This is a genomic window from Phyllobacterium sp. OV277, assembly GCF_900104355.1.
GTDB lineage: Bacteria > Pseudomonadota > Alphaproteobacteria > Rhizobiales > Rhizobiaceae > Phyllobacterium.
Genome location: NZ_FNIY01000005.1, coordinates 337,826 through 347,156, shown reverse-complemented (window position 1 = coordinate 347,156; position 9,331 = coordinate 337,826). Strand labels below are relative to the sequence as shown.

Below are 9,331 nucleotides of genomic sequence, written 5' to 3'. Positions count from 1 at the left end.
CCCGCAATCGTGGTGACGATTGCTCCCGAACTTACAAGAGCCGCTGAAATGGCGAGCGCCGACGCTGCACCAACGAATTTTGAACTTGCCGCCATCAGTATTCCAACTCTGTCTTCTTATTCCGGGAAAGGTACTCAACGATGACCGATGGCGGGCGGGCTACGCCTGGGCAAATCTGCTTTTCCGGAAACATCGTCCATGTATGCCGCCCCTTGTTCTTTGCATTGCTGGTCTCGACATTCCCTGCTGGGGATGTCCAAAATCAGTCCGTATTGTCTCGCAATTTTGCTGCAAGGCGCTGTTTTGTAATCGAACGTTGCTGGCCATTTTATTGACGCAAAAGTCGCGTGCAGCACTAGGGGCGGATAACACAACTCATCTTCTGGAATGCGGACTGAAAACCCTGCAGCTTGAACGGGAAATGCATATATTCGCCTGACTGTAGTACAATCGCGATATCGACTTGATTGCTCGTTTGCAGCAACGCCAATTGCTGCTGATTGAAACTGATGTCGGCAACACACCCTTCAGGCATGCACGACAGAAGAGGAAACTGAAGGGTGGTTTCGCCAATGCGGATGGTTACGCCTTCCCGCAGCAGGAAACCGGCTGGCAGCATCACATGTCCACGGGCGCCGTTTTCATCAATGCCATTGATCTGGAACAGCATTTTGCCGTCAGGCACCCTGTTATCAACAAGCGTTTGTGACACAAAGCAATCATTGCCCGTTTCCAGTGTTTGGCAAAGCAAAGACCAATTCTGAAATGTTTCCTCGCGCGGCTGCGTCAATAGTTTGACGGTCAGCGGGTCCTGCAAGCTCGCTTCGGTTCGAACGGGGGTGGATGCTTCCTTTCGGTCACTCATCAACTGATCAAGCAAGGGTTTGCTGTCGACCCCAGCGTGAGCCTGAGCAGAAAACATCACGGCAAATGAGACAAGAATGCACCGGCCCACCGTCAATGCCAGAATGTTCCAATATCGATTGCTTGGTGTCATGGCGTCCCGCACATCGTTTTGCGCTGCATTTCCAGCGGCCTGTTGACTGTGTTGGCGATAGCTGGAGTGTGTCCTTCCAGCCTCGACTAATCAGGCAAAATTTGCAGAACAGAATGTTTGGAATGCGTTCCAACGGTTTCAGAAGGTTTCTGACCGTGGGGATTTCGTTAACGAGTGTTTCTGGTCCGGCTCTATAGCTGTGGGAGTGCTTCGACGGTGAATGACACAGTCTGAAGAAGCCCTGACGGTGCTTTGTTGGTGATCGTAACGGTTCCCCCGAAGCGCTCGATAATCTCCTTGGCAATCGCCAAGCCAAGACCTGCGCCAAGCACGGTCTTGCGCCGGGAAATATCGGCGCGGAAAAACGGTTCAAACACCTTATCCAGAAGTTCAGGAGGAATTCCCGGACCATTATCCTTTATGGTGATGACAGCGGTTTGCAGTCTCTGCTCCATGACGACCTCCGCGCCATTGCCGTGGGTTGCACCATTGATGATGAGGTTTCGCAAAGCGCGTTTCAGTGCCAACGGGCTTGCAGCAATGGAGAGCGGTGCCAGACTTTGAACATTCACCTTCATGTCGAGACTGGAAAGTTCTTCGGCTATCTCCTTGATAGTGAGATCTAGCCGCGTGCTTCTAAATGTATCTTTGACAGTTTCTTCGCGAACAAGGCTGATGGCACTGTCAGCAATGTTGCTCAGTTCCTCAAGGTCATTGAGCCATTTCTGGCGATCGAGATCATCAGGCAGGAATTCCGCACGAAGCCGCATTCGGGTCATTGGTGTCCGCATGTCGTGACCCGCTGCAGCAATCAGTCTCATACGGCTTTCTGTGGCGGTTTTCAGCCGCTCGGATAGTCTGTTGATCGTTTGTGCCGTAGCGCGGACTTCCTGAGAACCCGTTTCCGGAACATGGGGCAAAGTCCCGTCGGCGCTGACTGCCGTAACTGCGTTATCCAACAGCAGAAGTGGTTTGGTTATTTTTGATGCTGCAAAGACTGATACTGCGGTGCTGCCGAGGGTGATAAGTGTGATCCAACCCGTCAATATCCACCATGTATGTGGTGTCATATCCGGAATATCGACGACCAGCCACATGCCCGTTTGCAATCTTATAGAGGCCGCAAGGCCTTGCCGCCCGGCGTTTCGGGTCACAAGAACTGTCCGGGCAAGTCCGTGTTCCCCAAGCTCCCGCATGAACATGCCGGATAGCCGTCTGTCGTCAAAGCCAGGGGCCTGCATTGGTTGCACAGCAAATTCCTGCGATGCGGCGCTCGCCGGATCTGCTTCAATCATGCTGATAACGGGGGTGATCCGCTGTATAACCGGGGACAGCACCGCTTCCGGTGGAGGCCCGCGAAGCACGGTAACGGCGGTAAGCGTGGCCAAGAGCACCACGGTTACGATTGCCAGAAACAGCAACAGGGCAATCCGGTTGCGCAGCGAATTCATGCTTCAGCGACAATCAGCTTGACGGGCACGGTCAGTTGATAACCACCGTTGCGCACGGTCTTGAAGAGGGGGCGCTCCTCGGAGTCGCCTAGCTTCTTGCGCAAGCGGCTCATCAGCACGTCAATAGAACGGTCGAGCGGGTCCCGGTCGCGTCCTTGCGTCAAGTCGAGTAGCTGGTCCCGGGACAAAAGTTTGCCAGCTCGCTCAAGGAAGACTTTCAGCAGGTCGAATTCCGCTCCGGTCAGATCAATCATCATGCCCGAGAGGCCAACGACCCGGCGCAATCGCGGCTCAACAATAAAGTCTGCGAACTCGAAAGTGCTGACTTCTTCGTCCGGTAATTTGTCCGCGTTCGAGCGTCGCAAAACGGCTTTGATCCGGGCGGTCAACTCGCGCGGGTTAAATGGCTTGCTCATGTAATCATCGGCACCGATTTCGAGGCCGATGATGCGATCGACATCTTCTTTAAGTGCGGTCAACAGGATGATGGGAACCTGTTGTCTTTGACTGCGCATAACCCGGCAGATGTCGAGACCCGACCCGTCAGGCAGCAGGACGTCAAGCACGAGCAGGTCCGGATTGCGCTCGGCAAAGAGAGCGTCAAACTCCCGCCGGTTGGCGGCCACACAAACGCGAAACCCTTGCTCTCGCAAATATCGTCCAAGAAGCGAACGGATTTCGGCATCGTCGTCGACAACCATTATGTTGGGTACAGTTTGCATGGCTCAACGCATTTCTAATCGCATGGCCGTTCCTAACGGTATTTCCAAAAGCCCGGCAGAGGAATTTTGTAACGAAACATTGCTGGCAATGAACCCGGCAATGTTTCGTTACAAAAATACTCCCATCAGCAAGTTTCTGAAATGATTGAGACGGATTTCAGACGCCGGCGCGTTTCATGTTCCCGAAGCAAATGTTTATTCCTGATGCGAGGTAAAAATGAAACGTGCACTCCTGTCTGCGGGGCTGATATCGACGGTCATCTTCGGTCTGACAATGACCCCAAGCCGGGCCGATCCCATCGAGCATCCTTTCGTTGCGACTTCAACGGAGAGGGTCTCGAACATATCATTCACTCAATTGGCTCAATCCTTTCTTGGTGAGGATGATGAGTACGATGAGGAGAATGCATGTCGTGAACAGCTGGAGAAAGCCGACGAAGCCAGGCACGTGCATGAAAGGCATTTTCCCCATCCCAAGGACGCGGCCTCTGCTCTGGCGGGCTGGCTGGCCGCTGAGGAGACGATGGTGGGGATTCGCAGCGAACAATTTGATACCTGGCGAACATACACGTCCGCATTGCTGGCATTTGCCGAGGGACCCCATCCTCATTTCAGGGATAACGCCGCGCCCGGCACTGTGAGCGATGATCCTGCCAAACCGCAGGAGAACGAGCCGCTGACGACCGAGCGTATGGCTGATATTGCGATAGAACGTGGGGCAAAAGCCCAGACGCTTAAGCAGGCCACCAAAGCCCTGTTTGAAGTATTGACGCCGGATCAGCAGGCGAAGTTTACCGAAGCTGATCGCAAAGGTCCGCCCGCGCCGCACAGGATGCCCGGCAGCAAGTGAGGCAGTGACGCCCCTCACATCTTCGATTTTTACGAGACAGTTTTGAAATGGATCGCACAAATGGACACTAATTTGATGTTCACATTTTGCAGCCTGACAGTTGCGTTCGTCAACGCTGTCTCACTCTCCTACATCCGGCAGGCGTTGCGTCTGCTGAATACACATTTCAGGTGCGGGAAACAAAAGGCGTTTGATCAGGACGTTCCTCCTAGCATTGGCCACCAGCCCCGATACGACCTTGCTAAGGATATTGCTCCCACCGAAGAGGACCGTATTTAAAGGTGGTCCTCAGGAAAAATTCCATCATTTTTTGAATCCGGTTGACAATAGCGATCAAGTGATATTGCTTTGTAAAGCGTTTTACTAAACCGCTTTACAAATGGGAAATGCGCCGTGATCAAGAAGACAACGCCAAGTCTGAAAGATGTTGCCGCTGCCGCCGGTGTGTCCGTGACCACCGTTTCCCGGCTTGTGAATGGCAGTCTCGATCTGCCGTATCACACCAAAAAGCGTATTGAAGACGCGATCAAGTCACTCAACTACATGCCTAATCCGCATGCCCGCCGTTTGAGCATGGGGCGTTCGGACACTATCGGTCTGGTTGTCCCGGAAATTGCCAATCCGTTTTTCTCGACACTGGTGGCAGCCGTCGAGCAGGCGGCTGACGAACGGAAGCTGGCGGTCTCTCTGCATGCCACGCTCAATCGTCCGGGTCGCGAGATTGAGTATCTGCAACTGATTGAGCGCAATCATGTGGATGGGCTGATCTTCATCACCAACCACCCCGATGATGGAGCACTCGCCAATCTTATCAATCGCTCCGGCAAGGTTATCATCGTCGACGAAGATGTTCCGGGTTCAAAGGCGCCAAAGCTTTTCTGCGATAACGAGAATGGCGGCTATCTTGCCGGTATTCATCTTGCCGAGCAGGGGCATAGCCATGTTCTCTTCATAGGCGGTGATGAGCGCATGATCAGCGCGCGCCGTCGTTTCGATGGTCTGATGCGCGCACTGCGCGAGCGGCATGGTAGTACGGCAAAGGTTGATCGCTATGCTGGCGAATACACCGTCAAATATGGGCGGGAAGCGGCCCTCAGGTTCCTTGAAGAGCGGCATGAAGCAACGGCCATCTTTGCCAGTTCTGATGAAATCGCCATTGGTCTGATCGAGGTTTTCAAGGATAGGAATATCTCGGTTCCTGATGATGTCTCGATCATTGGCTTCGACGATGTCGGGCCGCTTCACCTCTTTGCGCCGCCGCTGACGGTTGTTCGTCAGCCGGTCCGTCAACTCGGCCGCCGCGCACTGGAACTGCTTTTGGAAACAAACTGGCAAGAATGGAAACCTTCCGCCTCGGAAGAACTTCTGCCTGTTGAAATCGTCGTGCGGAACTCCGTTGCTCCGCCTGCGAAATAACAAATGTGACGGTAAAAAAACCAACAGAGGATGAGAACATGACTTTGAATTTGAGCAGGAGAACACTGATCGCATTGGCTGGCTTCACCGCATTGGGTTGTGCCAGTGCGTCAACGGCCATTGCACAGGAAAAAAAGACAATCGCGCTTGTGCAGATCAATCAGCAGGCGCTTTTCTTCAACCAGATGAATCAGGGTGCGCAGAAGGCTGCAGATGCTGCGGGCGTGAAGCTGGTTATCTTCAATTCCAACAACGAACCGACAGCACAGAACAGCGCTATCGAAACATATATTCAGGAGAAGGTTTCCGGCCTTGCTGTTGTTGCCATTGACGTCAATGGGCTGATGCCTGCCGTCAAGCAGGCTGCCGATGCAGGTATCCCGGTTGTTGCCATTGATGCGATCCTGCCTGATGGCCCGCAGAAGGCGCAGATCGGCGTGGACAATGCCAAAGCTGGCGCTGACATGGGCAAGTTCTTTCTTGATTATGTGAAAACCAATATGGGCGGCAAAGCCAAGATCGGCGTTGTCGGTGCGCTCAATTCCTACATTCAGAATGTCCGTCAGGATGGTTTTGAAAAGACGGTCAAGAGTGCCGAAGGGATTCAAATGACTGGCGTGGTCGATGGTCAGAACGTGCAGGACAATGCCTTGTCTGCCGCAGAAAACCTGATCACTGGCAATCCCGATCTGACCGCAATCTATGCAACGGGTGAACCTGCCTTGATGGGTGCGATTGCTGCCGTGCAAAGTCAGGGCAAGCAGGACACCATCAAGGTGTTTGGCTGGGATCTGACCGCGGAAGCCATTGCGGGTATTGATGCAGGATTTGTCGCCGCCGTTATCCAGCAGGACCCGTCGGCAATGGGCGGCGCCGCCGTCGATGCTTTGCTGAAAGCCTCGGCAGGCCAGACCGTTGAGAAGAACATTGCTGTTCCCGTAACGATCGTGACCAAGGCGAATGTCGATCCGTACCGGGCCGTTTTCAAATGATTCAGGACGGTCAGCAAAGATTGGCTGCCGCAAGCGCCGGAGGGGGAAACCTCTCCGGAAGCGCTAGCGGTACGCAACCCGCCCCGCGCATTTCACTGCGCGGTATACGCAAATCATTCGGCTCGCATCAGGCGCTGCGCGGCGTTGATCTCGATATCTTTCCCGGCGAATGTCTCGGCCTTGTTGGCGACAACGCGGCGGGCAAGTCGACGCTGACAAAGATCATCTCCGGTACTTACATTCCGGACGGCGGCACCATGACCATCGAGGGCGAAGAAGTTCGTTTGTCAGGACCAGCCGATGCGCGCAACAGGCATATTGAGATGGTTTTTCAGGATTTGAGCCTGTGTGATCAGATTGATGTTGTCGGCAATCTCTTTCTCGGGCGGGAGCTTAGCAAGGGCATATTCCTCGACAGCAAGACCATGCTGGCAGAAGCGCGCAAAATGCTGGATGCGCTGGAAATCCGTATCCCGAAACTAACCGGCAAGGTGGCCCAACTCTCCGGTGGACAGCGTCAGGCAATCGCCATTGCCCGTGCCGCATCCTTCAAGCCAAACGTGCTGATTATGGACGAACCCACATCCGCACTTGCCGTGGCCGAAGTCGAAGCGGTGCTTGCCCTGATCAATCGCGTCAAGGCCAACGGGGTTTCGGTGATCCTTATCACGCATCGTCTTCAGGATCTCTTCCGGGTCTGTGATCGTATTGCGGTCATGTATGAGGGCACGAAAGTTGCCGAACGCCAGATCGGCGGGACCAATCTGGAAGACCTCGTGAAACTGATTGTCGGCGAAGGAGCAAGGCAATGACCGTCTATACCGAACGCGGTCACGGATCGCGCGTTGCCGATTTCTTCGGCGAGCATGCACAGGTTCTGTCCATCGCGATTTTCTTTGCCGCTTGCATGATCTTTTTCTCTGTTGGCAGTGACACCTTTCTGACCGCGGGAAATATTCTGAATATTGTGCGGCAAGCCGCACCGATATTGATCGTTGCGATTGCAATGACTTTCGTAATCATCACCGGCGGTATTGACCTGTCGGTTGGCTCGCAGGTGGCCCTTATCAATGCCGTTGCCGCCGTCGTCATGGCGATGGGATATCCTTGGCCATTGGTGGTCATCGCAATGCTCATTCTGGGTGGTGGTCTCGGATTCGCTCAAGGCTGGTTTGTTGCCTATCAGGGGATTCCGGCATTCATCGTGACGCTTGCTGGTCTTTCTATCCTGCGCGGCTATGCGCTCTATCTGACACAAGGTTATTCGATACCCATTCAGGACGCGCCGGGGTTCTTTGCTCTTGGTCGCGGTGTTGTTGGCGGCATTCCCGTGCCCGCCATCATTGCCGCTGTCGTCGCTGTTCTCGGCTATGTGGCGATCACTGCGACGAAATATGGCCGTCAGGTCGTGGCTGTAGGTTCCAATATGGAGGCGGCTCGCCGTGTCGGTATGCCTGCCAAATGGATCATCGCATCTGTTTACATTATTTCAGGCGTTGCATGTGCAGTCGCCGGACTGCTGATCGCGGCGCGATTGGGATCAGGCTCTTCCAATGCGGCCGTGGGTTTCGAGCTTCAGGTTATCGCTGCGGTTGTTCTCGGCGGAACATCTCTTATGGGCGGCCGTGGCACCATTCTTGGAACAGTTCTCGGGACGCTGACTATTGCGGTCATCGGCAATGGTCTGATCCTCATGCACATCTCGCCATTCTTCACCCAGATCGTGACGGGCGCGATTATCCTGATCGCCATCTGGCTGAACACACGGATTTTCACTGCAAACTTCCGCTTCGGCGGTAAGAAGAGGTGACAGCCGTGAGCAATGAATTATCTGAAGGACATATTCGCTCCGGCAAGGTGATGACGGTCAATGGTCCCATCGCTGCGGATGCGCTCGGCATTACCTTGATGCACGAGCATATTCTCAACGATTGCCGGTGCTGGTGGCATGCGCCCAAAACACCCGAGCGGCAGTATCTTGCTGGTGGTTTCGTCTGCATCGAAATTCTCGGCGAATTGAAACAGGACCCCTTTGTCAACAAGCACAACATCACGCTTGATGATGAACCACTGGCGATTTCAGAATTGCGCGCCTTTGCTATTGAAGGCGGGCAGACGGTGGTGGAGCCGACATGCCGGGGCATTGGCCGTAATCCGCAGGCCCTGCGGCGGATCGCAAAGGCTGCAGGTCTCAACGTGGTGATGGGCGCGGGTTATTATCTTGGCTCATCCCACCCTCATGAAGTTGCTGCGATGACTGTTGAAGATATCGCAAATGAAATCGTGCGCGAAGCCGTCGAAGGTGTTGACGGGACCGATGTTAAAATCGGCCTCATAGGGGAGATTGGCGTTTCCTCGGACTTCACCACGGAGGAAGAAAAGTCACTGCGCGGCGCTGCGCAGGCACAGCTGCGTACGGGACTTCCACTCATGGTGCACTTGCCCGGTTGGTACCGGCTTGGCCACCGCGTTCTTGATATTGTGGAGCAGGAGGGGGCCGATATCAGGCACACGGTTCTCTGCCATATGAACCCCTCGCATGATGACTTTGCCTATCAGAGCGAACTTGCTTCGCGTGGGGCATTCATTGAATACGACATGATTGGCATGGATTACTTCTATGCGGACCAGCAGGTGCAATGTCCAAGCGATGAGGATGCAGCGCGAGCCATCGTGCGTCTGGCTGAGGCGGGTTATCTCGACCGGGTTCTTCTGTCTCACGATGTTTTCCTCAAGATGATGCTGACCCGCTATGGCGGCAATGGTTACGCCTATATCCTGCGCCATTTCCTGCCTCGTCTTGAAAGGCATGGCCTCAACAGGGCGGCTCTCGATCAGATGATGCGAGCAAACCCACGCGCCGTCTTTCACGCCGGAACCTGAAGCAAATCCCTATTTGAAAT

General features: G+C 54.3%; 10 protein-coding genes. 7 read left to right on the top strand and 3 right to left on the bottom strand.

Going from position 1 to position 9,331, the window contains the following annotated elements; translation table 11 throughout:
* Positions 1-355: 355 nt before the first annotated feature.
* The 3 genes from BLU05_RS18480 to BLU05_RS18470 form a co-directional block, all read right to left on the bottom strand.
* Positions 356-865: an invasion associated locus B family protein gene (locus BLU05_RS18480; RefSeq protein ID WP_175540659.1), complete on the bottom strand. Its 510-nt coding sequence runs from the start codon at positions 863-865 to the stop codon at positions 356-358.
* Between the two features lie 323 nt (positions 866-1,188).
* Complete coding sequence (locus BLU05_RS18475; RefSeq protein ID WP_091883119.1) at positions 1,189-2,448, bottom strand: ATP-binding protein; 1,260 nt, start codon at positions 2,446-2,448, stop codon at positions 1,189-1,191.
* Positions 2,445-3,170: a response regulator gene (locus tag BLU05_RS18470; protein WP_091883118.1), complete on the bottom strand. Its 726-nt coding sequence runs from the start codon at positions 3,168-3,170 to the stop codon at positions 2,445-2,447. Before BLU05_RS18470 ends, BLU05_RS18475 begins: the two co-directional genes overlap by 4 nt.
* Here BLU05_RS18470 and BLU05_RS26275 point away from each other — a divergent pair.
* The 7 genes from BLU05_RS26275 (at position 3,169) to BLU05_RS18435 (ending at position 9,311) form a co-directional block, all read left to right on the top strand.
* The gene (locus tag BLU05_RS26275) at positions 3,169-3,315 is read left to right on the top strand and encodes a hypothetical protein (RefSeq protein WP_175540658.1); all 147 of its coding nucleotides are present in this window, start codon (positions 3,169-3,171) and stop codon (positions 3,313-3,315) included. The genes BLU05_RS18470 and BLU05_RS26275 overlap by 2 nt on opposite strands.
* Before the next feature lie 72 nt (positions 3,316-3,387).
* Positions 3,388-4,020, top strand: a complete 633-nt coding sequence (locus BLU05_RS18465) for a hypothetical protein (protein WP_091883115.1) — start codon at positions 3,388-3,390, stop codon at positions 4,018-4,020.
* A gap of 393 nt (positions 4,021-4,413) precedes the next feature.
* Positions 4,414-5,436, top strand: a complete 1,023-nt coding sequence (locus BLU05_RS18455; RefSeq protein WP_091883109.1) for a LacI family DNA-binding transcriptional regulator — start codon at positions 4,414-4,416, stop codon at positions 5,434-5,436.
* 38 nt (positions 5,437-5,474) lie between these two features.
* Positions 5,475-6,428 (top strand): ABC transporter substrate-binding protein, encoded by a 954-nt coding sequence (locus BLU05_RS18450; RefSeq protein WP_091883106.1) that lies wholly within the window; start codon positions 5,475-5,477, stop codon positions 6,426-6,428.
* Positions 6,425-7,240 carry an ATP-binding cassette domain-containing protein gene (locus tag BLU05_RS18445; RefSeq protein WP_091883103.1) on the top strand — a complete coding sequence of 272 codons (816 nt, stop codon included), beginning with the start codon at positions 6,425-6,427 and terminating at the stop codon, positions 7,238-7,240. Before BLU05_RS18450 ends, BLU05_RS18445 begins: the two co-directional genes overlap by 4 nt.
* A complete protein-coding gene (locus BLU05_RS18440) occupies positions 7,237-8,238 on the top strand; it encodes an ABC transporter permease (protein WP_091883100.1) in 1,002 nt (333 codons plus the stop codon). Before BLU05_RS18445 ends, BLU05_RS18440 begins: the two co-directional genes overlap by 4 nt.
* Positions 8,239-8,288: 50 nt before the next feature.
* Entirely contained in the window at positions 8,289-9,311 is a 1,023-nt protein-coding gene (locus BLU05_RS18435) for a phosphotriesterase family protein (RefSeq protein WP_175540663.1), read from the top strand.
* Positions 9,312-9,331: the final 20 nt, after the last annotated feature.